This window comes from Streptomyces sp. NPDC053560 (genome assembly GCF_044544605.1).
In the GTDB taxonomy this organism is placed as follows: domain Bacteria; phylum Actinomycetota; class Actinomycetes; order Streptomycetales; family Streptomycetaceae; genus Streptomyces.
On sequence record NZ_JBITXI010000018.1, the window covers coordinates 51,989 to 74,648 of the forward strand.

A 22,660-nucleotide genomic window follows, 5' to 3' on the forward strand; every position below is an offset into this window, starting at 1 on the left:
CATGACCTCGAAGATCAAGCCCTCGCAGGGCGCCCCGTACGCGCGCATCATGGGCGTGGGCGGCTACCGCCCCGTCAATGTCGTGCCGAACGAGGAGATCCTCAAGTACATCGACTCCTCCGACGAGTGGATCCGGTCGCGCTCGGGCATCTCCACGCGGCACTGGGCGGGTCCGGAGGAGACCGTCGCGGCGATGTCGGTGGAGGCCGCCGGCAAGGCGATCGCCGACGCGGGCATCACGCCGGAGCAGGTCGGCGGCGTGATCGTCTCGACGGTCTCGCACTTCAAGCAGACCCCGGCGGTGGCCACGGAGATCGCGCACCGCATCGGTGCCGGCAAGCCGGCCGCGTTCGACATCTCCGCCGGCTGCGCGGGCTTCGGGTACGGCCTGACCCTGGCCAAGGGCATGGTCACCGAGGGCTCGGCCGAGTACGTGCTGGTCATCGGCGTGGAGCGGCTGTCGGACCTGACCGACCTGGAGGACCGCGCGACGGCCTTCCTCTTCGGTGACGGTGCCGGTGCCGTGGTGGTCGGCCCCTCGCAGGAGCCGGCCATCGGCCCGACGGTCTGGGGCTCGGAGGGCGACAAGTCCGAGACCATCAAGCAGACCCTGGGCTGGGACGTCTACCGCCGCACCCCGGTGCCCGGCGGCGACGGCCCCGGCGACCAGCTGGCCCTGGACGAGATCCGCTACCCGGCGATCACCCAGGAGGGCCAGGCGGTCTTCCGCTGGGCGGTCTTCGAGATGGCCAAGGTCGCCCAGGAGGCGCTGGACGTGGCCGGCGTCAGCCCGGCGGATCTGGACGTCTTCATCCCGCATCAGGCCAACATGCGGATCATCGACTCGATGGTGAAGACGCTCAAGCTGCCCGAGTCGGTCACGGTCGCCCGTGACGTGGAGACCACCGGAAACACCTCGGCCGCCTCGATTCCGCTCGCGATGGAGCGGCTGCTGGCGACCGGTCAGGCCAAGAGCGGCGACACCGCACTCGTCATCGGGTTCGGGGCGGGTCTCGTGTACGCCGCCGCGGTCGTTACTCTCCCCTAGGCAAGATCTACACAGCACCGGCGTCCCCGGGACGTTCCGGCCGCTGTACGGAACTTCACCACACAGCACAGTTTCACTCGAAAAACACCGAAGGAGCGCCATCATGGCCGCCACTCAGGAAGAGATCGTCGCCGGTCTCGCCGAGATCGTCAACGAGATCGCCGGGATCCCCACCGAGGACGTCCAGCTGGACAAGTCCTTCACCGATGACCTGGACGTCGACTCGCTGTCCATGGTCGAGGTCGTCGTCGCCGCCGAGGAGCGCTTCGACGTCAAGATCCCCGACGACGACGTCAAGAACCTCAAGACCGTCGGCGACGCCACCAAGTACATCCTCGAGCACCAGAGCTGACCCAGCTCCGCATGTCGCCACCCCGCGGTGGCGCCGTCGATTCTCGACCCCTCTACCTGTGGAGACAAGAATTCCCGTGAACGCGACCAATCGCACCGTGGTCGTCACCGGTATCGGCGCAACCACACCGCTGGGTGGCGACACCGCTTCGACCTGGGAAGGTCTGCTGGCGGGCCGCTCCGGCGTGCGGCCCCTGGAAGACGAACGCTTCGCCGACCTGCCCGTACGCATCGCGGCCTCGGCTGCCGTCGATCCGGGTGAGGTCCTGCCCCGCCCGCTCGCCCGCAAGCTGGACCGCTCCGCGCAGTTCGCGCTGATCGCCGCGCGCGAGGCGTGGGCCGACGCCGGTTTCACCGGCCCGGCCGGCGAGGACACCACCGAGGACGGCTCGGCCGTCGTCACCCCCGAGCGCCTGGGCGCCGTGATCGCCTCCGGCATCGGCGGCGTGACCACCCTGCTCGACCAGTACGACGTGCTGAAGGACAAGGGCGTACGCCGTGTCTCTCCGCACACCGTGCCCATGCTCATGCCCAACAGCCCGTCCGCCAACGTCGGCCTGGAGGTCGGCGCGCAGGCGGGCGTGCACACCCCGGTGAGCGCCTGCGCCTCGGGCGCGGAGGCCATCGGGTACGCCATCGAGATGATCCGCACCGGCCGTGCCGACGTGGTCGTCGCGGGCGGCACGGAGGCGGCGATCCACCCGCTGCCCCTCGTCGCCTTCGCCAACATGATGGCGATGTCGAAGAACAACGACGAGCCGACCAAGGCGTCGCGCCCGTACGACACCGCCCGGGACGGCTTCGTCCTCGGTGAGGGTGCCGGCGTGGTGATCCTGGAGTCGGCCGAGCACGCCGCCAAGCGTGGCGCCCGCGTGTACTGCGAGGCGCTGGGCCAGGGCCTGTCCGCCGACAGCCACCACATCGCGCAGCCCGAGCCGACCGGCCGCGGCATCGCGGCGGCCGTCCAGAACCTGCTGGACGACACCGACCTCAAGCCGGCCGAGCTGGTGCACCTCAACGCGCACGCCACGTCCACGCCGCTGGGCGACATCGCCGAGATCAAGGCGCTGCGCCGGGTGCTGGGCGACGAGGTCGACCACATCGCGATCTCCGCGACGAAGTCGATGACCGGCCACCTGCTGGGCGGCGCGGGCGGCATCGAGACCGTCGCGACGGTCCTGTCGCTGTACAACCGGCAGGCCCCGCCGACCATCAACGTCGACAACCTCGACGAGGAGATCGACGCGGACATCGTGCGCGACGAGCCCCGGCAGCTGCCGGAGGGCACCATCGCGGCGATCAACAACTCGTTCGGCTTCGGCGGCCACAACGTGGTCCTGGCGTTCCGTACTGTTTAGTGCGCCTAAAGCGGCGCCGCTCTCGCGGATCCCGTGCTCGCCGCCCGGGTTCCTCAATTGATGGTTGCGGTGTTCGCCGGTGAAAGGGCCCGCCCGGTCAGTGACCGGGCGGGCCCTTTCGTGTACGCCGCGCCTCAGTCGTCGAAGCTCGCGAAGTAGGACGCGGCCATGTCCTCGTCGCCATGGCCCTGTTCCGTGGCGCGGCGGAAGCGTTCCGCGCCCGCGGCCTGGACGTCCAGCCGGACGCCGGCCGCCCTGCCGGCCTCGACGATGAGCCGGGCGTCCTTCTCGGCGGTGCGGGTGGCGAAGCTGGGGTCGAGGTCGCCGTCCAGCAGGGCGCCGGTCTTGGCGCGCAGGTAGCCCATGTCGAGCGGGCCGCCCGCGACGGCGTCCAGGAACTCCTGCGGGGCGACGCCGAGGCCCTTGGCGAGCGCCATCGCCTCCGCCGCGCCGTGGGTGACGGTCAGCACCCAGCTGTTGATGACGAGCTTGAGGCGGGTGGCGGCGCCCTCGTCGCCGTTCTCGCCGATCCAGTTCGTACGGCTGCCGATCGCTTCGAAGACGGGCGCGAGCAGTTCGCGTGCGGCACCCGGCCCCGCCGCGAGCACGACGAGCTGTCCCGCCTCGGCGGGCGCCTTGGTACCCAGGACGGGTGCGTCGACGAAGACCAGGCCGTGTTCCCGGGCGAAGCGCGCGAGCTCGCCGAGGGATTCGATGCCGGCGGTGGTGCACTGGGCCCAGACCGTGCCGGGGCTGAGCGCCGTACCGGCGGCGCGCAGGGTCTCCAGCGCTGCCGGGCCGTCGTGCAGCATCGTCAGGACGACGTCGGCGCCGTCCACGGCCTCGGCGGGGGTGTCGGTGACGCGTGCGCCGTCCTCGGCCAGGGGTTCGGCCTTGGCGCGGGTGCGGTTCCACACCCGGACGTCCAGGCCCGCCCTGGCGAGGTTGCGGGCCATCGCCGCGCCCATGATCCCCGTGCCGAGCACTGCCACTGAGGTGTTGTCAGCCATAGGGGCACGCTAGGCGTTCGAGCGCACTCGAAGACAACCGGCGCGCGGACCGTCCGGGCCTGCCGTCACACCACCTGATGCAGCCAGCGGACCGGGGCTCCCTCGCCGGCGTACCGGAAGGGCTCCAACTCGTCGTCCCAGGGCTTGCCGAGGAGCTTGGCGACCTCGGCCTCCAGGTCGGTCTCGCCGCGCGCCGAGCGGGCCAGTGCGGCCCGCAGCCGGTCCTCGGGGATCAGGATGTCGCCGTGGATTCCCGTGACCGCATGGAAGATGCCCAGGTCGGGGGTGGAGCTGTAGCGCTCACCCTCGGCGGCGGCGCACGGCTCGGCGGTCACCTCGAAGCGCAGGAGGTGCCAGCCGCGCAGCGCGGAGGCCAGTTTGGATGCCGTGCCGGACTCGCCCTGCCAGGAGAACTCCGCGCGCCAGGTGCCGGGCGAGGCGGGCTGGCGGATCCAGTCGAGATTGACGCGCACGCCGAGGACGCCCGCGACGGCCCATTCGACGTGCGGGCACAGCGCGCGCGGAGCGGAGTGGACGTACAGAACTCCACGTGTCGTCACCGGGACCTCCAGTACGGTTCGAGGTTCGCTTTCCCCAGCGGCCTCGTGCCCGTTCCGGTCGCGGCCGGGACAGCTGCTGACATTCTGCCCCAATGATCACTTCGGCACCAGCACGCAAGGTTACCTACAGTAAACACCATGGGGCTCAATTCGCCACAAAAGGGACAGGAAATGACGTGTTGTAATTTGTTCGTACGGAGTGCGCTACTCCTTCGTGTCGCCGCCCGACGGCCACGGGGCAAAGCTACCGCGCTGTGACCGCCGAGGAGTGACGTACCGTCGCTCACGGAAGAGATATCACTCGCACGTCGGAGGGGGACAGGGGATGGCAAAGATCGAACGGGCCGCCGCACGCCCCCGCCGGCGGCCGGTAACGCTGCCGGCGGCGCTCGTGACGGCGCTGCTCCTCACCGTCCCGGCCTGCGGTTCCGGGGGCGGCGACGACAACTCCCCAGGCGCGCACGGGCGCACGGAACCGGCCCGTCCGCACCCGTCCCCCACACCGGTTTGGGACACCCGTCCGGACTCGGTGGCCGCGCTCGGTGACTCGATAACGGCCGGCTTCGACGCCTGCGGACTGCTCGCCGACTGCTCGGCCGCCTCATGGGCCACGGGCACCGACCCCGCGGTCCGCAGCCTGGCCAGCCGCCTGGTCGCGAAACAGTCCGGGCACGCCTGGAACTTCGCGCGCACCGGAGCGCTCATGGACGATCTGCCGCGCCAGATCGACCGCGCGATTCCGCACAAACCCGAACTTGTCACGATCCTGGTCGGGGCCAACGACGCCTGCCGCAACAACGCCTCCGCCATGACGCCGACGGCCGATTTCCGCGCCGGTTTCCGGACGTCCCTCCAGAAGCTGCGCAAGGCGCTGCCCAAGACGCAGGTCTATGTTGCCGCGGTGCCCGATCTGCTGCGCCTGTGGTCGCAGGGCAGGCAGAACCCGGTGGGCAAGCAGGTGTGGAAGCTCGGGATCTGCCAGTCGATGCTGCGCGACGCCGACGACGTCTCGTCCGCGGCGAACAGCCGCAGAGCCGAGGTGCGGGACCAGGTGGTGGCGTACAACAAGGCGCTGCGCGAGGTGTGCGAGACCGACCGCCGCTGCCGGTTCGACCAGGCGGTTTTCGACTACCGCTTCACCGGCCGGGAGTTGAGCGAGTGGGACTGGTTCCACCCCAGCAAGCGGGGCCAGCGGGAACTGGCCGAGATGGCCTACCGCACCGTCACCCGCGCCGAGCGCCGGGGCTGACCCGGCGCACGGGCGGGCGCACGCGGGCATAGGGTCACCGCATGAGCGCGACGCACGCCGCCGAAGAGCCCTTCGGCACCCTGGAAAACGGCAGTATCGTCCACCGCTGGACACTCGAAGCAGGCGCAGTCCGGGTACGGATCCTGACGTACGGCGGGATCGTGCAGAGCATCGAGACACCGGACCGGCACGGCGGGCGGGGCGAGATCGCCCTCGGCTTCCCGGACGCCGCCGGGTACGAGGCGCACGGCGAGTCGTACTTCGGGGCGCTGGTGGGGCGGTACGCGGGCCGCATCGGAGGCGCCGCCTTCCCCCTCGGCGGAAAGCGGTACGCCCTCCCCGCCAACGCCGGCCCGAACTGCCTGCACGGCGGGGTCGCGAACTTCTCCACGGCCGTGTGGGACGCCGCGCCCTGCCCGGACGGGGTGGAACTGCGGCGGACCAGCCCGGACGGCGAGGAGGGCTTCCCGGGGGCGCTGGACGTCCGCGTCCGGTACACCCTCTCCGCGGCCGGCGAGCTGACCTGCTCCTACCGCGCCACGACGGACGCGCCGACCGTCCTCAACCTCACCAACCACACCTACTTCAACCTCAGCGGGGACGGCAGCGGCGGCGCGGAGACCCACCGCCTCCGGATGGCCGCCGATCACTACCTCCCCGTGGACCCGACAGGCATCCCCGCCGGGCCGCCGGCCCCGGTGTCGGGCACCCGCTTCGACTTCCGGGCCCGCCGTACGGTCGGCCGCGGCTACGACCACACGTTCGTGGTCGGCGACGGCTCCGGGACGATCGGCACGCCTTCCGAGGAGGTGCCCGCGCCGCGCCCGGTGGCAGAGCTGAGCGACCCCTCCTCGGGACGCGTCGTACGGCTGGCCACGACAGAGCCGGGCGTACAGCTCTACACGGCCGAGCACCTGGACGGTACGTACGCGGGCACCACCGGCCGTCCCTATGAGGCGGGCGCCGGCCTCGCCCTGGAGACGCAGCACTTCCCCGACTCGCCCAACCGCCCGGACTTCCCGGGTACGGTGCTGCGCCCGGGACAGGTGTTCCGGTCGCGGACGGTGTACGCGTTCACGGCGGAATGAGGCAGGGGTGTGCGCTCGCCCCCTACCGACACGGGGGGCCGGGCGGCTTTACTCGCCCCATGAGACGCATACGTACCAGGCTCCTCACCCTCGGGGCCGCGCTGACCACCGCACTCCCCCTGGCCCTGACCGCACCGGCCGCCGCCCTGGACCGGGCCCCGGACACGGGCCCGTCGCCGGTCGCCGTGGAGGAGCAGCGGCTCGCCCTGGAGGCGCCGCGGGAGATCCTGCGGCGCAGCCGGTTCGGGGACGCCGGGCCGGAGTTCGCCCGGGGGCTGGCGGCGACGCGGTCCTACGGGGCGGCGAAACGGTACGTCGCGCGGGCCGGACAGGCACTGTGGGAGCGGGCCGTGGACCGGGTACAGGGGCGTGGCCCGGCGGGCGGCACCCTCAGCCGGGACGACGACCGGCCGCTGTACTGGGCGCGGCTGGAGATGACGCGTGCGCTGCGGGAGTGGCAGCCGTCCTTCGGGCTCTCCGACGCGCGGCGCGCTGCGCTCTCCGGTGCGCTGGAGCGCGCCTCCCGGGGTGAGGACTCGATCGATCTGCCGGCGGGCCGGCGGGTCACGCGGGTCCTGGTGACCGGCTTCGACCCGTTCCAATTGGACGCCGATCCGCGGCGCAGCAACCCCTCGGGCGCCGCGGCGCTGGCGCTGGACGGGACGACGGTGCGTACGGCTTCGGGGCAGACGGTACGGATCGAGACGGCGGTCTTCCCGGTGCGCTGGTCGGACTTCGCCGCGGGGACCGTGGAGCACACGCTGCTGCCGCACTTCCGGCCCGGACCGCGCCAGGCCGATCTCTTCACCACGATCAGCCAGGGCAGGCCCGGCCGCTTCGACGTGGAGCGCACCAACGGGGCCTGGCGGGGCGGCTACCCGGACAACGCGCGCGAGTCGCGCACGGAGACGGTGCCCGTTCCGCGCGGCGTGCCCACGGTCCGGCCGCAGCCCCAGTGGACGGGCACGACGCTGCCGTACGCGGCGCTCGCGGGCAGCGTGACCGGCCCGTACCCGGTGCACGACAACACCGAGGTCACCGAGATCCCGGCGGGCGGCAGCGAGCCGGTGAAGCGCCCCGACGGCCCGACGCCGGGGTCCACGGCCCGCGCGGGCGGCGGTGGCGACTACCTCTCCAACGAGATCGCCTACCGGGCGACGCTGCTGCGGGACGCGGTGGACCCGTCCCTCTCCGGCGGCCATCTGCACACCCCGGTGCTGGAGTTCGGGCCCGGGAACGCCGAGCCGGCGACCGGCACGGTCACCGACCCGGACTTCGTCCGCAACCGCGTCACGATCGTCGGCCAGGTGCGGGAGCTGGTGCGCAAGGCCGTGGCGTGCCGGTTGTCAGTGGGCGGATGCATGATGGGCAAATGATCGTCGCAGCAGCGCAGTTCGCCCCCGTCCCGCTGGACGCGGCCGCCAACGCCGCGCGGATGGCCGCCTTGATCACCGAGGCCGCCGGGCGCGGCGCCGGGCTCGTCGTCTTCGCCGAACTGGCCCTGACGGGTTACGAACTGCACGGCATCGCGGCGGCCCCCGGCCGGTTCACGTACGCGGCGGACGACCCCGTTCTCGCGCCGGTCACGGCCGCCTGCCGGGCGACGGGCACCGCGGCGGTGGTCGGCTGCCCGGCGCCCGCGGCGGACGGCGGCCCGGCCCTGGCGTCGTACGTCTTCGGCCCGGACGGCGCGCTGCTGACCCGCTACGACAAGCATCACCTGTACGGCCCGGAGAAGGCGGTGTTCACGCCGGGCCGCGCGGACGGCCGGTGCACGCTCGGCGGCCTCCGCATCGCCCTGGCGACGTGCTACGACACCGCGCACGCCGGGGTGTGGGAGCGGGCCGCGGCGGACGGCTGCGGGGTGCTGCTGGCGAGCGCGTTCCACGACGCGGCGGAGCGGGTCGAGGAGTACGCGGCCGACGCCCGGACGTACGGCCTGCACGTGGTCCTGGCCAACGGCCTCGGCCCCGGCAGCCCCGGCCCCGCCTGCGGGCTGAGCGGCGCGTGGTCCCCGGCCGGCGGGCGGATCGCCGGCGCGGATGGCGGGACCGGGCTCGCGCTCGCCGACCTGCGGGAGCGGATCACGCTGATGACGGACCCCGCGGTGGCGGCCGTGCCGGTCGTGGAGTGCGGTGAGCCGCTGGTCGACGTGCGGGCGGCGGCGCCGGAGCTGCTGGTCTCGGAGATCCGCGAGGACCCGGCGGGTGCCTTCGCTTTCCTGCGCGCGGGCGTGCTGGAGCGGCTGCTGCGCGCCCAGGATTCGCTCCCCGACGGCCTGCGGCTGCGGTTGACGGAGGGGTACCGCCCACCGGCCCTGCAGCGCCGCTATTTCGAGGAGTACACCGAAGAGCTGCGGGCCGCGTATCCGGAGTGGCCGCCCGCGCGCCTGCGGGACGCCGCCGGCCGGTACGTCTCCCCGCCGGAGATCGCCCCGCACAGCGCGGGCGGCGCGGTGGACCTGCTGCTGGTCGCGGCCGACGGCACGGACCTGGACATGGGGACGCGCCTCAACGCCGACCCCGAGGAGAGCGGCGGCGCGTGCTACACGAACGCGCCCGGCCTGACCCCGGAGGCCCGTGCCCACCGCCGGATACTGGGCGCCGCGCTCTCCGGCGCGGGCCTGGTCAACTACCCCACGGAGTGGTGGCACTGGTCGTACGGCGACCGTTACTGGGCATTGATGACCGGTGCGGAGCACTGCCTGTACGGCCCGAAGGAGCTGAGCACATGACGCGGGACGCGACGCCGCTGCTGATCGGTGACGAGGAGGTGCGGGCGCGGCTGGACGCGGAGACGGCGGTGGCGGCGGTGCGCCGTGCGCTCCTCGCCCACCACCGCAAGGAGCTGTCGGCGCCGGCCCGGCTGGCCGCCCCGCTGGGCGACCGCGACCTGGTGTTCACCGCGGGCGCCGACGCCGCCGGCGCCCGGCACGGCTTCCGGGCGTACGACACCCGAGGCGGCGCGCAGCTGGTCGCCGTGTGGGACAGCGCCGGGGGCGCGCTGCTCGCCGTCGTGCACGGCCGGGAGCTGGGCCCGCGGCGCACGGGCGCGATCGGCGCGGTGGCGGTGGACGCGCTGGCCCGGCCCGACGCGGCCCGGCTGGGGGTGATCGGCGCGGGCACCCAGGCGTACGCGCAGCTGTGGGCGCTCGCGCAGGTACGGAGGCCGGCGGAGGTGACCGTCTTCGCCCGCCGCCCGGAGCGGCTGCGGGCGTTCGTGGCCCGGGTCCGCGCGGAGCTGGGTCTCGCGGCGGTGGCGGCCCCGACGGCCGAGGCGGCGGTGCGCGGCCAGGACGTGGTGATCACCGCGACCTCCAGCCGCTCCCCCGTCCTGGAGGCCGACTGGATCGCGCCCGGCACGCACATATCGACGCTGGGCACCAAGACCCGTACGGGCTCGGAGATCCCGCCGGAACTGATCGCTCGCGCGGACGTGCTCGTCACGGACTCCCGGGCGCAGACCGCCGCGTACGGCCCGGACCATCTCATCGACCCGGCCGCCGCGGCCGAGCTGGGGGCCGTACTGGCGGGCGAGGCGCCGGGCCGGGCCGCCGCCGGCCAGATCACCCTGTTCTCGTCGGTGGGACTGGCCGGTACGGAGGTCGCGGTGGCGGCTGAGCTGGTGCCCCGGCCGTAGCGGGTACTCCGGGAACAGCGGGTGCCCGGCGGGGCCGGGGGCCCGCCTCAGTCGCCGGGGAGTTCGTCCGGCGTCGGGTAGGAGGGCTGCGCACCGGGCTTGGTGACGGCGGCGGCGCCGACGCGTACGGCGTAGCGCGCGGCGGTCGCCAGGGATTCACCGCGGGCGAGCCGGGTGGCGAGGGCACCGGTGAAGGCGTCGCCGGCGCCCGTGGTGTCCACGGCCGTCACCCGCACACCCGGTACGGTCGCCGCCCCGTCCGCGTCCAGGACGTACGCGCCGTCGCCGCCGAGGGTGACGACGACCGAGCGGGCGCCGAGCGCGCGCAGTGCGCGGGCCCAGTCGGCCGGGCCGCCGTCCGCGGCGCCGGAGATCCGGCGTGCCTCGTGCTCGTTGACCACCAGCGGGTCGGCGGCGGCGAGCAGTTGCGGGGTCAGGCTCTCGGGCGCCGGGGAGGGGTTGAGCACGACGCGGGTGCCGGCCTCGCGGGCCGCGGCGGCCGTGGCCTCCACGGTCTCCATCGGGATCTCCAGCTGGAGGGAGACCACGGCGGCGGCCGCGATGACGTCATGGGCCGCGGCGACGTCCTTCGGGGTGAGGGCCGCGTTGGCGCCGGGCGAGACGACGATGCTGTTGTCGCCGTCCGCGCCGACGATGATCATCGCGGTGCCGGTGCGGGCCTCCGGGTCGGCGATGACGTGCGTGACGTCCGTGCCGGCCGCGCGCTGCGCGTTCAGCAGCAGCTCGCCGTAGGCGTCCCCGCCGACCCGCGCCAGCAGTGCGGTCCGGCCGCCGAGCCGGGCAGCGGCAGCGGCCTGGTTGGCGCCCTTGCCGCCCGCCGACTCGACCAGGTCGGTACCGAGCACGGTCTCGCCCGCGTCCGGCCGCCGGTCCACCCGGACCGTCAGGTCGGCGTTGGCCGAGCCCACCACCAGCACGTCGTAGTCGTAGTTGTGTGCGTCCACGTCCGCCGTTTCCATTCTTCGTTCACTGCCGGGCGGCGGTCCGCCGCCGCCCGGTGTCCTGCTGCCGCGCCGCGGTCATCCGTCGAACCGCGCCGCGTTCTTCTCCGTCACCAGCACCACCGGCACCTTGACCGCCTTGGGCAGCGGCTGGTGCCGGGCGGCCTTGAGCGCCCAGTCCACGGCCTGCTTGCCGAGCAGTTCGGGCTGTTGCGCGACGACCGCCGTCAGGGTCCCATTCCGTACCGCTTCGATGCCTTCCGGCGTGCCGTCGAAGCCCACGACCCGCACGGCCTTGCCGGACTTCGCGCCGAGCGCCTTCGAGGCACCGAGCGCCATCTCGTCGTTGGCGGCGAAGATCCCGCCGAGGTCGCGGTGGGCCTGGAGCATGTTGGTCGTCACGTCCATGGCCTTGGCGCGGTCGAAGTCGGCGGGCTGTCGGGCGACGACCTCGATACCGGGGTACTTCTTGATGCCCTCCTCGAAGCCCTGGCCGCGTTCGCGCGCCGCCGAGGTACCCGCCTGGCCTTCGAGGAACGCCACCTTGCCCTTGCCGCCGAGCGATTCGGCGAGGGTCTTCGCGGCGAGCCGGCCGCCCGCGACGTTGTCGGAGGCGATGGTCGAGCCGACCTTGCCGCCGTTGACGCCGCGGTCGAAGGCGATGACGGGGACGTTGGCGCGGTTGGCGACGCCGACGGCCGGTACGGCGGCGTCGGAGTCGACCGGGTTGATGATCGCGGCCTTGACGTCCTGGCTGGTGAACGTCTCCATCTGGTTGATCTGCTGGGTGGGGTCGTTCTGCGCGTCGGTGATGTTGATCTTCACTCCGCGCCGGTCGGCCTCGGCCTGCGCACCCGCCTTGATGCCCACGAAGAACGGGTTGTTCATGGTGGACAGGGCGAGGCCCAGGTCCGTGTCCCCGCCCCGGTCGCAGCCGCTGAGGGCGACGGCGGCCAGTACGGCGCCCACCACCCCGAGGGCTCCCGTGCGCCCGCGCGTCGTACGCCTCTTCATCGCGTACCCCCTCACCGCGCGCTCCGCCGCCGCAGCGTGTCCAGCAGCACCGCGAGGGCGATGACCAGGCCGGTCGCGACCTGCTGCCAGAACGCCGAGACGCTCAGCAGGTTCAGGCCGTTGCGCAGCACCGCGAGGATCAGCGCGCCGATGAGCGTGCCGGACGCCTTGCCGGAGCCGCCGGAGAGGCTGGCGCCGCCGATCACGACGGCCGCGATGGCGTCCAGTTCGTAACCGGTGGCGGCCTGCGGCTGGGCGGAGGTCAGCCGGGCCGCCAGCACGATGCCTGCGACCGCGGCGAACAGCCCGGACATCGCGTAGATGACCAGCTTGCGGCGCTTGACGTGGATGCCGGAGAGCCGGGCCGCCTCCTCGTTGCCGCCGATGGCGAACATCGCGCGCCCGGTGTACGTACGGGCCAGCACCAGCGCCGCGATCAGACCCATCACGATCATGACGAGGACGGGTACGGGCAGCCAGCCGCCGAGGGTGTCGCCGAGCTTGCTGACCGAGCCGGGGAACGCGATCGGCGAACCGCCGGATATCACCAGCGCGAGGCCGCGGCCCACGGAGAGCATCGCGAGCGTGGCGATGAAGGCGGGCAGCTTGCCGTACGCCACGAGCGCGCCGGAGAGCAGGCCCGCCACCGCGCCGACCAGCAGTCCGAGGAGCACGGCCACGACGACCGGCAGGCCCTCGGTGGTGGCCGCCCAGGCGACGACCGTCGCGGAGAGCGCGGCGACCGAGCCGACGGACAGGTCGATGCCGGCCGAGACGATCACGAAGGTGACGCCGAACGCCAGGATCGCGGTGACGGAGGCCTGTACGCCGACGTTGAGGAGGTTCTGCCCGTTCAGGAAGTCCCCGGAGAGCACCGCCATCACCACGACCAGCGCGATCAGGCCGCCCAGCGGCCCGTTCCGCAGTACCGCGCGGGAGAACCACGGCCCGAAGCCGTCCCGGGCCGGCGCCTCCCCCACCGCCTCCGCGGCGGCTCCCGTCTTCACCTCAGTGGACATCGGAGCCCTCCATCGCGCTCTCGTCGTTGTTCGTGGTCCCGGGCGCGGCCTGGAGCGCCAGCTCCATCACCGCGTCCTGGGTGGCCTCGGCGGCCGCCAGCTCCCCGGCCAGCCGGCCCTGGGACATCACCAGCACCCGGTCGCTCATCCCGAGCACCTCCGGCAGATCGCTGGAGATCATCAGGACGGCCCGGCCGGACGCGGTCAGTTCGTTGATGAGCTGGTAGATCTCGACCTTCGCGCCGACGTCGATGCCGCGCGTCGGTTCGTCGAGGATCAGCAGCCGGGTGTCGGTCAGCAGCCACTTGCCGATGACGATCTTCTGCTGGTTGCCGCCGGAGAGGGTGCGGACGCTCTGGCCGAGCCCGCTCATCCGTACCTTCAATTGGCCCGCCACCCGCGTGGCTTCGCGCCGCTGCGCACCCCGGTCCACCAGGCCGCCGCGGGTGTCGCGGTGCAGCCGGGCGAGGGTGAGGTTGTCCTGGAGCGACGCGTCCAGGAGCAGGCCCTGGCCCTTGCGGTCCTCCGGCACCAGGCCCAGCCCGGCGCGCATCGCCGCGCGTACGTCGCCGCGGGCCAGTTCCTTGCCGTCGATCTCGACCGTGCCGGCGTCGTACGCGTCCACCCCGAAGATCGCCCGCGCGACCTCGGTACGGCCCGCGCCCACCAGCCCGGCGACGCCGACGACCTCCCCGGCCCGCACCTCGAAGCCGATGTCCTGGAACACCGGCCCGCCCTTGGGCCCGTTACGGCTCAGCCCGCGCACCCGCAGCAGCGGGGCGCCCGGCTCCTCGGGGCGCTCGCGCGGGTACTGCTCGGCGATGTCCCGGCCCACCATGAGGCGGATCAGCTCGTCCTCGTCGGTGCCGGCGGGCACCTCGGCCACCGAGCGGCCGTCGCGCAGCACGGTGACCCGGTCGCCGAGCGCGCCGATCTCCTCCAGGTGGTGGGTGATGAAGATGATGCCGACGCCGGCCTCGCGCAGCTCGCGGACGAGCCCGAAAAGCGTCTCCACCTCTTCGGAGGTGAGCACGGCGGTCGGCTCGTCCATGATCAGTATTCGCGCTTTCAGGCTCAGCGCCTTGGCGATCTCGACCATCTGGAGCCGGGCGATGCCCAGTTCGGCGACCGGCGTGTTCGGGGAGACGTCCAGCCGTACGCGCGCCAGCAGCTCGGCGGCGCGGGCCCGCATGGTCTTCCTGTCGACCAGGCCGAGCGCGGTGCGCGGCTGCCGGCCGAGGAAGATGTTCTCGGCGACGGTCAGGCCGGGGACGAGGTTGAACTCCTGGTAGATGGTGGCGATGCCGAGCCGTTCGGCGTCCTGCGCGGAGCGGATGTGCACCTCGCGCAGGCCCGCACTGCCGTCCGCGGCGTGACCGCCGTCGGCCAGGATACGGCCGCCGTCGGGCCGGTGGGCGCCGGAGAGCATCTTGATCAGGGTGCTCTTGCCCGCGCCGTTCTCACCGAGCAGTACGTGCACCTCGCCGGCGCGCAGACTCATGTCCACGCCGTCCAGCGCCCGCACGCCGGGGAACGACTTCGTCACCCCCTCCACGCGCAGCAGTTCGCGGCCGCCCGGCACGTCGTCGTTGACGCCGGTCATGCGCTGCCCCTCTCGTTGTGGCTGTCGTCTGAGGTCTCACGACTGTGGGAGGACGACTCGACGCCCTCCGGGGGTGGGGATGTGGATGTGGTGCTGGAAGTGGGGCCTTCGGTGCCACCGGGGCGGACAGTGCCACCGGGGCGGACAGTGCCGGGGTGGGCGGTGGAGGCGGGGCCGGCGGTGGAAGCGGGGGCACTTTCGACACCTGCGCCGTGCGGCTCCGTGGCTCCGTGGCTCGGCGTCTCGTCGCGTTCGCCGCAGGAGCGGCGCGGTACGAGGCGGGCAGGCAGCAGGACGGACTCGGCGGGCCTGCCCTCGATGCGGGCCAGCAGGGTGTGGACGGCCGCCCGGCCCAGCTCGCGGGTGGGCTGCGCGATGGCGGTCAGCGGCGGATCGGTGTGCGCGAACCACGGCACGTCGTCGTACACCACCAGCGCCACGTCGTCCGGCACCCGCAGCCCCCGCGCCCGGAGCTCGTCCATCGCGCCGAGCGCCATCAGGTTGTCGGTGGCCAGCACCGCGTCCGGCGGCTCCGACAGGTCCAGGAAGCCACGCATGACCCGGCGGCCCCCGGTGTGCTGGAGGTCGGGGGTCGAGCCGACCCGCTCGTCGGGCAGCTCGATGCCGTACGGCCGCAGCGCCTCCCGGAAGGAACGCAGCCGGTCGGCACCGGTGCGGGTACCGGCCGGCGCGACGATGATCGCGGGGCGGCGGCGGCCGAGCGCGGCGAGGTGGGCGGCGAGGTCGACGAGCGCGTCCCGGCCGTCGGCCCGTACGCAGGGCACGTCGAGCCCGTCCACGGCACGGTCCAGCAGCACCAGCGGCGTGCCGGCCGCCGTGACCTCGCGCAGCACGGGCGAACCGGTACCGGCCGAGGAGACCAGCAGGCCGTCGATCCGCCGGTCGACGAGCGTACGGATGTGATCGTCCTGCTGCTGCGGGCTCTCGCCGGCGTTGCCGATCACCAGGCTGTAGCCGAGGCTGCGGGCCTCGTCCTCCACCGCGTCGGCCAGCTCGGTGAAGAACGGGTTGGTGAGGTCGCTGATGATCAGGCCGAGCGCGCCGGTACGGGCGGTGCGCAGGGCGCGGGCGACGTTGTTGGGCCGGTAGCCGAGCTCGGCGACGGCGGCGAGCACGCGGTCCCGGGTGGCCGCGACCGGCGAGTTGCCGTTGAGGACGCGCGAGACGGTGGCGACGGACACGCCGGCCCGTTCGGCCACGTCCTTGATGTTCGCCATGGCGCCGTTGCCATCCCGTTCTGCTGTGGGGCGCGGAGGGCGGGTATCGGCCCGCCGCGATGAAATCGATTACGTGCGTGACTGCGGCGCCTACGTAATCGATTTCATGCCCCTCCCGTCAAGGCATCGCACGAGTAGCCTGCGTCACACCGGACATATGGTGCCCGCCCCCGCACACAACGGGAAGGGCGCCTCACCCTTCCGGCGACAGTCCCGACGCCCTGAATCGGGGCTGTCGCGGCACACAGGGCGCGGGCTCGGCGCTGAGTACGCGTACGAGCTCACTGGGGCGTACGGGGGCGGGGCCGCGTGGGGCGGCGCGGTACGGACCCGCCGGGGCCTCCCGGTACGGGTCCGCGCGGGGCGGCGGTACGGACCCGCCGGGGGCGTGCGGGTACGGGCCCGCCCGGGCGCACGGGCACGGGTCCGCGTGGGGCGGCGGCACGGACCTGCCCGGGCCTCCCGGTACGGGCCCGCGCGGGGCAGCGGTACGTACCCGCCCGGGCGCGCGGGTACGGGCTCGCGGGCGCCCTGGATCGGCGAGCGCCGCGAGCCCCGGCGCGGGGCGGCCCGGGGGCGGCGGCGCCCCGCAGCCCCGGGCGCCCCGCAGCCCCGGGCGCCCGGCGCTGCCGCACTTCGTGCACGTACGCCGAAGGGCCGCGCCCCTGTGCGGGGTGCGGCCCTTCGTAGGATGCGGCCCCTCAGGGCCGAGCTCCTGGGCGGAGGCGCCGCACACCTCTCGGCGTGCGGCGGCTCCGGGAGACGCGCGGCGTCAGGCGACGGTCAGGGTGACCTCGATGTTGCCGCGGGTGGCGCTGGAGTACGGGCAGACCTGGTGCGCCTTCTCCACCAGCGCCTTCGCGGTGTCCGCGTCGACGTTCGGGATCGAGGCCGAGATCTCGACCTTGAGGCCGAAGCCGCCGGCCGGGGTCTTGCCGATGCCGACCTTGGCGGTCACCGTCGAGCCGGACACGTCCGCGCTCTCCTGGCGCGCCACCACGCTGAGCGCGCCCTGGAAGCAGGCGCTGTACCCGGCGGCGAAGAGCTGCTCGGGGTTGGTGCCGGCGCCGCTGCCGCCCTGCTCCTTGGGCGGGTTGACGACGACGTCGAGCTTGCCGTCGTCGGAGGCGACACGGCCGTCACGGCCGTTCTCCGCCGTGGCGACAGCGGTGTAAACGACGTCGACGGGCTGGATGGACATACGGATTCCTCTCGTACGTACGCCGCGACTCGCGCCCACGATCGCGACGGCTTGCCCCGAGCCTAGCGGTCCCCCGCAAGAGCCCCGCCGGCCAGGGGGCTTGACCGGCGCCCCGGCCCGCGCCGGGGCGCGTCTCACCGTCCCGGTCAGGCGGGCAGGCTGACGACCATCTTGCCGGTGTTCTCGCCGCGGAGCAGGCCGAGGAACGCCTCGACGCCGTTCTCCACGCCCTCCACGAACGTCTCGCGGTACTTCAGCTCGCCGGACCGCACCCACGCCGAGACCTCCTCGACGAACTGCGGCTGGAGGTCGTAGTGGTCACCGACGAGCAGGCCCTCCATGCGGAAGCGCTTGGCGATGATCTGCGCGAGGTTGCGCGGGGCCGGGGTCGGCTCGGTCGCGTTGTACTGCGAGATCATGCCGCAGACGGCGATCCTGCCGTGCAGGTTCATCGCCCCGATGGCCGCCTCCAGGTGGTCCCCGCCGACGTTGTCGAAGTAGACGTCGATGCCGTCGGGCGCGGCCTCCTTGAGCTGGTCCTTCACCGGGCCGTTCTTGTAGTTGAACGCCGCGTCGAAGCCGTACTCCTCCAGCAGGACCTTGACCTTCTCGTCCGAGCCGGCCGAGCCGATCACCCGGGAGGCCCCCTTGAGCCTGGCGATCTGGCCGACCTGGCCGCCCACCGCACCCGCGGCGCCGGAGACGAAGACCGCGTCGCCCTCCTTGAAGTCCGCGACGCGCAGCAGACCGGCGTAGGCGGTCAGGCCCGGCATGCCCAGCACACCGAGGTAGGTGCTCAGGGGGGCCGCGTCGGGGTCGACCTTCACCGCGGACTTCGCGTTGACCGTGGCGTACTCACGCCAGCCCGCGAAGTGCAGCGCCTGGTCGCCGACGGCGAAGCCCTCGGCGTTGGAGGCGATGACCTCGCCGACCGCACCGCCCTGCATCGGCTTGTCCAGCTCGAACGGCTCGACGTAGGACTTCGCGGTGCTCATCCGGCCGCGCATGTACGGGTCGACGGAGAAGTAGCGGTTGCGGACCAGGATCTGGCCCTCGCCGGGCTCACGGACCTGCGCCTCGCGCAGGGCGAAGTCGGCCGGGGTCGGCCAGCCCTGCGGGCGGGCGACGAGGTGCCATTCACGGCCGGTCGTGGGGAGTGCGGACATGCCCGGAGCCTCCAGATACGGAAGATGTTTCAGGTACTGAAACAACCATGCTCCTGAATATTTCATGTTGTCAAGCAACACGCTATCCTCGTGCGTATGACGCCTCGCACCGACCCGTTGACCCTCGAGGTCGTGGAACTGATCGGCACCGTCGTCGCCCGCTACCACGAGGAGTACGAGCACGCGGCCGCCGAGTACGCGCTGACCGGCGCCCAGGCCCGCGTCCTGGGTCTGCTCGCGCGCGAGCCGCTGCCCATGCGCCGCATCGCGCAGCGCCTGAAGTGCGAGCCGTCGAACATCACCGGGATCGTGGACCGCCTGGAGTCCCGCGGCCTGGTCGAGCGCCGCCCCGACCCGGCCGACCGCCGGGTCAAGCTCGCGGCGCCGACCGAGGAGGGCCGGGCCACCGCGCAGGACCTGCGGGCCGCGCTCGGCTTCGCCCGCGAGCCCTTGGGCGGCCTGACGGTCACCGAGCGCACGGTGCTCAAGGAGCTGCTGCGCCGGATGCTGGGCCTGGACGACGCCGATGTCGACGTCGACGCCGCGGTCGGCACACCGGACGCGGACGGCACGGGGCGCGCGGACAGCGCGCGGGACACGGGCGGTACGCAGGACACGGACGGCGGCACTCGTACCGACGGCGGCGCCCGTACCGACGCCGGATGAGCCACCGCGCCTCTAATCTGAGGCCATGACCATCGAGAACAGCCGGCCCGCCGTCGACTTCTACTTCGATCCGCTCTGCCCCTTCGCCTGGATCTCCTCCCGCTGGATCCTGGAGGTGGAGCGCCACCGCGACCTCGACCTGCGCTTCCGGGTCATGAGTCTCTCCGTCCTCAACGAGGACCGCGAGGACCTCCCGGACCAGTACAAGGAGCTGCTGGAGCGGGGCTGGGGCCCGGTCCGCGTCTGCATCGCCGCCGCCCAGCAGCGCGGCGAGGAGGTGCTGCGCGACCTGTACACCGCGCTCGGCACCCGTATTCACAACGAGGGCCGCGGCGAGGAGATGGACGCGGTGATCGCGGAGGCGCTGGCCGAGACCGGCCTCCCGGCCGAACTGGCCGAGGCGGCGCACAGCACCGCCTACGACAAGGCGCTGCGCAAGAGCCACCACGAGGGCATGGATCCGGTCGGCTCCGAGGTCGGCACGCCCACGATCCACATCGACGGGGTGGCCTTCTTCGGGCCCGTGCTGTCCGCGATCCCGCGCGGCGAGGAGGCGGTACGCGTCTTCGACGGCGCCCGGCTGCTCGCCGGTTACGACAAGTTCTTCGAGCTCAAGCGGACCCGCACCGGCGATCTCGACTTCAGCTGACCCGGCGCCCCTCGGTGGCCGTCCCGCCCGCCGCACCCTCCCGTAAGCGCTGCGCGCGCAGCACCAATTCCAGCGCGAAGCGGCGGTCCGGGTCGTCCAGGTCCGCGCCCCACAGGTCGCGGAGCTGGCGCAGCCGGTAGCGGACGGTCTGCGGGTGCACCCCCAGCCGGGCGGCCACCTCGGGGGCGCCGCCGCGCGTCTCCAGCCAGGCGAGCAGGGTGTCGGCGAGTCGCCGGGCGTGGCCGGGGCCGCAGCTCTCCAGGGGCGCGAGGCTGCGCCGGGTGAGGTCGGCGATCAGCTCTTCGGGGGGCAGCAGGACGAGCGCTTCGGTGTGCTCGGTGCAGCGCAGCAGCTCCCCCGGGGGCAGCAGGCCGCGCTCCACGAGGGCGAGCGCGGCCTCCGCCCAGCGCAGTGAAGCGGCGGCAGCGGCGAGCGGTACGGGCGGCCCGACGGCGCCCGACCAGCCGTACGTGGCCCGCGCAAGCAGTTCGTGGCGGCCCGCAGCGTCCGGTTCGGGCAGGATCACGCACGGCCGCTCCCGCTCCATGTCCAGCAGGACGCCGGGCCCGACGGCCGGCGCCACGGCCTCCCGGGCGGGCCGGGTGAGCACGGCGACCGCGACACGTTCGGGCAGCGGCCAGCCGATCCGGGCGGCACGCTCCGCGACGGCCGGGCCGCCGTCCAGGATCTCCGCCAGCAGCTGCCGCTGCAGCCGGAGCCGCTCGCCGGCCTGCCGGGCGGCGGCCTCGGCGTGGCCGCGTACGGACTGGGCGACCAGCCCGTCCAGGTACGCGAAGCCGGATTCGGCCAGTTCGTACATCGCGGGGGCCGGGATCTCCGCCTGCTGGCCGATCTCCGCGAGCCGCCGCCAGGCCAGCCGTACGCCGAGCCGGTAGATGGCCTGCAGAGCGTCCAGGCTGCGGCCGTGCAGCCCCTCGCCCCGGCCGAAGTCCTGGAAGTCCTGCGGGGGCACCTGGGGCCGCTCACCGCCCGTGGTGACGTGCGTGACGAAGTGCTCCAGCGCCCGGCGGATGCCGACCAGCGCCTTGGGCTCGCCCAGCTCGTCCAGGACGACCGGCAGTTGCGGGAACTCGCGCCGGATCTCGCGCAGGATCTCCTCGGCGAGGGCGGGGACCCGGTCCATGGCCAGGGTGGCGAAGCGGTGCACCTGGAGGCGCGGCACGTCCCGCCAGGCCGGGCCCACGGCGGTCGCCGCCCGCTTACTCACCGGTCCGGTCGAAGGTGACCAGCGGGACGTTCGGCTGCTCCGGGGTGGCGTTCAGCGCGGCGACGGCGCCCAGGCCCGCGCCGACGGCGAGCGCGGCGGCGGCGATACAGGTCAGGGTGGCGGCGAGCAGTCTCGGCATGGCGCGGCGGACCCTTCGTCGTGGCGGCGGGCGCGGCGCCCGGCACGGACTGACGGCTGGGGCGATGTGCCGAGTCTGAAAGGGAGTTGACGGGCTGTCAAGTACTCCCCTACGGTTCCCGGGCCGATGGCCGGGAACCGCCCCCGGGGCGCTTTCGGCCCGCTTCCGGCTTCCCTTCGGCCCGCCTTCACATACCGCCACGCGCCCCCGCGGGACCGCCGCTACCGTGTCCCGCCCGGGCCCGTGCGCCCGTCCTCGTACAGCGCCGCAGCCCGGCCGGCCCGCCCGGTCCCTGGCCACCGAAGTCGTTCCCCGTGCACTGCCCCCCGCCCCCTGCCTCACCACAGGAGTGCCCGTATGCGGAAGACTGCCTCACCCCTGTCCCTGGCCCTGCTGGGCAGCGGCGTGTTCCTGCTGGTACTGGCGGCGATGCTCGCCTGGTACGTGGCGCCGCGCGCCGCACGCACCCCCGTGGACGTCGACGTCACCACGGTCTTCACCGGCACCGGGCGCTACTTCGAGACGGCGGACCTGGAGACCAGAAAGGGCCGGATCACCGTCACCCGTCACGTGCTCGGCGACGTGGCGGCCAGTGAGCGCAGCGGCCGGGCCGTGTGGGACGTGTCCACCACCGTCGACACCCCTCGGACGCTGCGGCTGAAGGACCCTCGTAAGGCGCTGCTGTGGAGCACGGCGCGCTGGGTCTCCGACCGGCGGACGAACGAGCCGGTGCACTGCTGTGGCGAGTCCCCCGCGCACTACGAGGGCGAGGCGTATCTGAAGTTCCCCTTCGATGTGCAGCGGCGGACCTACCGCTGGTGGGACGACACGCTGCAGGCGGCGGTCCCGCTGGAGTACGCCGGGAAGCGGCGCGTCGCGGGCTACGAGGGCTATGTGTTCACCGGGTCCGTGGCGCCGGCCAGGACCGGCAGCAGGCAGGTGCCGGGCAAGCTCGTGGGCCGGCCGAAGCAGCCGCAGATCCAGGCCGAGGAGTGGTACGCCAACGCCGGGATCGAGCTGGTCGTGGACCGGCGCACCGGCCGGATCATCGACGCGGTGATCTCGCCGCGCAGGACGCTGCGGGCGCCCGGTGGGCAGCGGGACGTGGTCACCCTGCTGGACGGACGCCGGCTGCGCTTCACACCCGCCACCCGCCGCGCCCAGGTGGCGCTGGCGGACGCGGACGCCACGAAGCTGCGGCTGGTGGGTGAGACGGTCCCGCCGTGGACGGCCGGGGCGGGCGGCGTACTGGCCCTGGCGGGCGCCGTCCTGGTGGCGGTCGGGCGGCGGCCGCGCCCCGATGCTGCGCGCGGTGACGAACAACCGGACGCAGCGGGGCCGGAATTTGTCACTCCGGTGAGTGGCCAGGGCGGGGCGCGCGGCGAACACTGACGACCCCACGGGCCACCGGCGCTTTCCGGTCGGCTCGTTCCGCACGGCTCAGTACGCAGTACGTCCCCCACCCTAGGTAC

Annotated in this window: 18 protein-coding genes and 3 pseudogenes; 11 read left to right on the top strand and 10 right to left on the bottom strand. The window is 73.4% G+C overall.

Annotated features, from left to right (window positions below; all coding sequences use genetic code 11):
- Position 1: 1 nt before the first annotated feature.
- The 3 genes from ACIGQF_RS34010 (at position 2) to ACIGQF_RS34020 (ending at position 2,757) form a co-directional block, all read left to right on the top strand.
- Positions 2-1,048 (top strand): ketoacyl-ACP synthase III, encoded by a 1,047-nt coding sequence (locus ACIGQF_RS34010; RefSeq protein ID WP_399718527.1) that lies wholly within the window; start codon positions 2-4, stop codon positions 1,046-1,048.
- Between the two features lie 103 nt (positions 1,049-1,151).
- The gene (locus tag ACIGQF_RS34015) at positions 1,152-1,400 is read left to right on the top strand and encodes an acyl carrier protein (RefSeq protein ID WP_399718529.1); all 249 of its coding nucleotides are present in this window, start codon (positions 1,152-1,154) and stop codon (positions 1,398-1,400) included.
- Positions 1,401-1,476: 76 nt separating this feature from the next.
- Positions 1,477-2,757 (top strand): beta-ketoacyl-[acyl-carrier-protein] synthase family protein, encoded by a 1,281-nt coding sequence (locus ACIGQF_RS34020; protein WP_399718532.1) that lies wholly within the window; start codon positions 1,477-1,479, stop codon positions 2,755-2,757.
- Between the two features lie 134 nt (positions 2,758-2,891).
- On the opposite strand, the gene ACIGQF_RS34025 is transcribed toward ACIGQF_RS34020, so the two are convergent.
- Positions 2,892-3,767 carry an NAD(P)-dependent oxidoreductase gene (locus ACIGQF_RS34025; protein WP_399718534.1) on the bottom strand — a complete coding sequence of 292 codons (876 nt, stop codon included), beginning with the start codon at positions 3,765-3,767 and terminating at the stop codon, positions 2,892-2,894.
- 65 nt (positions 3,768-3,832) lie between these two features.
- The gene (locus ACIGQF_RS34030; RefSeq protein ID WP_030618245.1) at positions 3,833-4,327 is read right to left on the bottom strand and encodes a DUF3145 domain-containing protein; all 495 of its coding nucleotides are present in this window, start codon (positions 4,325-4,327) and stop codon (positions 3,833-3,835) included.
- Positions 4,328-4,652: 325 nt separating this feature from the next.
- Here ACIGQF_RS34030 and ACIGQF_RS34035 point away from each other — a divergent pair, with 325 nt between their 5' ends.
- From ACIGQF_RS34035 to ACIGQF_RS34055, 5 genes are read left to right on the top strand one after another with little or no spacing between them, the layout of a single operon-like run.
- The gene (locus ACIGQF_RS34035; RefSeq protein WP_399718537.1) at positions 4,653-5,576 is read left to right on the top strand and encodes an SGNH/GDSL hydrolase family protein; all 924 of its coding nucleotides are present in this window, start codon (positions 4,653-4,655) and stop codon (positions 5,574-5,576) included.
- Between the two features lie 41 nt (positions 5,577-5,617).
- Positions 5,618-6,664, top strand: a complete 1,047-nt coding sequence (locus tag ACIGQF_RS34040) for an aldose epimerase family protein (RefSeq protein ID WP_399718540.1) — start codon at positions 5,618-5,620, stop codon at positions 6,662-6,664.
- Positions 6,665-6,723: 59 nt separating this feature from the next.
- On the top strand, positions 6,724-8,040 hold the full coding sequence (locus ACIGQF_RS34045) for a pyroglutamyl peptidase (protein WP_399718543.1): 1,317 nt from the start codon (positions 6,724-6,726) through the stop codon (positions 8,038-8,040).
- Positions 8,037-9,398, top strand: coding sequence for a nitrilase-related carbon-nitrogen hydrolase (locus ACIGQF_RS34050; RefSeq protein WP_399718545.1), 1,362 nt, complete (start codon positions 8,037-8,039; stop codon positions 9,396-9,398). Before ACIGQF_RS34045 ends, ACIGQF_RS34050 begins: the two co-directional genes overlap by 4 nt.
- Entirely contained in the window at positions 9,395-10,303 is a 909-nt protein-coding gene (locus ACIGQF_RS34055; RefSeq protein WP_399718547.1) for an ornithine cyclodeaminase family protein, read from the top strand. Before ACIGQF_RS34050 ends, ACIGQF_RS34055 begins: the two co-directional genes overlap by 4 nt.
- Before the next feature lie 47 nt (positions 10,304-10,350).
- Here ACIGQF_RS34055 and ACIGQF_RS34060 read toward each other — a convergent pair whose 3' ends face one another.
- The 6 genes and pseudogenes from ACIGQF_RS34060 to ACIGQF_RS34085 form a co-directional block, all read right to left on the bottom strand.
- Positions 10,351-11,283, bottom strand: a complete 933-nt coding sequence (locus ACIGQF_RS34060) for a ribokinase (protein WP_399718549.1) — start codon at positions 11,281-11,283, stop codon at positions 10,351-10,353.
- 60 nt (positions 11,284-11,343) lie between these two features.
- Positions 11,344-13,298 (bottom strand): annotated as a pseudogene (locus ACIGQF_RS34065) (substrate-binding domain-containing protein).
- Positions 13,288-14,901, bottom strand: coding sequence for a sugar ABC transporter ATP-binding protein (locus ACIGQF_RS34070; protein ID WP_399718552.1), 1,614 nt, complete (start codon positions 14,899-14,901; stop codon positions 13,288-13,290). Before ACIGQF_RS34070 ends, ACIGQF_RS34065 begins: the two are co-directional and overlap by 11 nt.
- Positions 14,902-15,152: 251 nt before the next feature.
- A pseudogene (locus ACIGQF_RS34075) lies at positions 15,153-16,139 on the bottom strand (LacI family DNA-binding transcriptional regulator); the annotation flags it as partial.
- Between the two features lie 772 nt (positions 16,140-16,911).
- A complete protein-coding gene (locus tag ACIGQF_RS34080) occupies positions 16,912-17,340 on the bottom strand; it encodes an organic hydroperoxide resistance protein (RefSeq protein WP_361556972.1) in 429 nt (142 codons plus the stop codon).
- A gap of 146 nt (positions 17,341-17,486) precedes the next feature.
- On the bottom strand, positions 17,487-18,506 hold the full coding sequence (locus ACIGQF_RS34085; RefSeq protein WP_399718556.1) for an NADP-dependent oxidoreductase: 1,020 nt from the start codon (positions 18,504-18,506) through the stop codon (positions 17,487-17,489).
- A gap of 96 nt (positions 18,507-18,602) precedes the next feature.
- On the opposite strand from ACIGQF_RS34085, the pseudogene ACIGQF_RS34090 reads away from it, so the two are divergent.
- Together ACIGQF_RS34090 and ACIGQF_RS34095 are read left to right on the top strand one after the other, a co-directional pair.
- Positions 18,603-19,022, top strand: a pseudogene (locus ACIGQF_RS34090) (MarR family winged helix-turn-helix transcriptional regulator); the annotation flags it as partial.
- A 175-nt stretch (positions 19,023-19,197) separates the two neighbouring features.
- Positions 19,198-19,821, top strand: a complete 624-nt coding sequence (locus tag ACIGQF_RS34095; protein WP_399718558.1) for a disulfide bond formation protein DsbA — start codon at positions 19,198-19,200, stop codon at positions 19,819-19,821.
- On the opposite strand, the gene ACIGQF_RS34100 is transcribed toward ACIGQF_RS34095, so the two are convergent.
- Complete coding sequence (locus tag ACIGQF_RS34100; RefSeq protein WP_399718560.1) at positions 19,814-21,049, bottom strand: PucR family transcriptional regulator; 1,236 nt, start codon at positions 21,047-21,049, stop codon at positions 19,814-19,816. The genes ACIGQF_RS34095 and ACIGQF_RS34100 overlap by 8 nt on opposite strands.
- Positions 21,042-21,188 (bottom strand): hypothetical protein, encoded by a 147-nt coding sequence (locus tag ACIGQF_RS34105; RefSeq protein ID WP_361556986.1) that lies wholly within the window; start codon positions 21,186-21,188, stop codon positions 21,042-21,044. Before ACIGQF_RS34105 ends, ACIGQF_RS34100 begins: the two co-directional genes overlap by 8 nt.
- A gap of 357 nt (positions 21,189-21,545) precedes the next feature.
- Here ACIGQF_RS34105 and ACIGQF_RS34110 point away from each other — a divergent pair, with 357 nt between their 5' ends.
- Positions 21,546-22,580, top strand: coding sequence for a DUF3068 domain-containing protein (locus ACIGQF_RS34110; protein WP_399718564.1), 1,035 nt, complete (start codon positions 21,546-21,548; stop codon positions 22,578-22,580).
- Positions 22,581-22,660 lie beyond the last annotated feature (80 nt).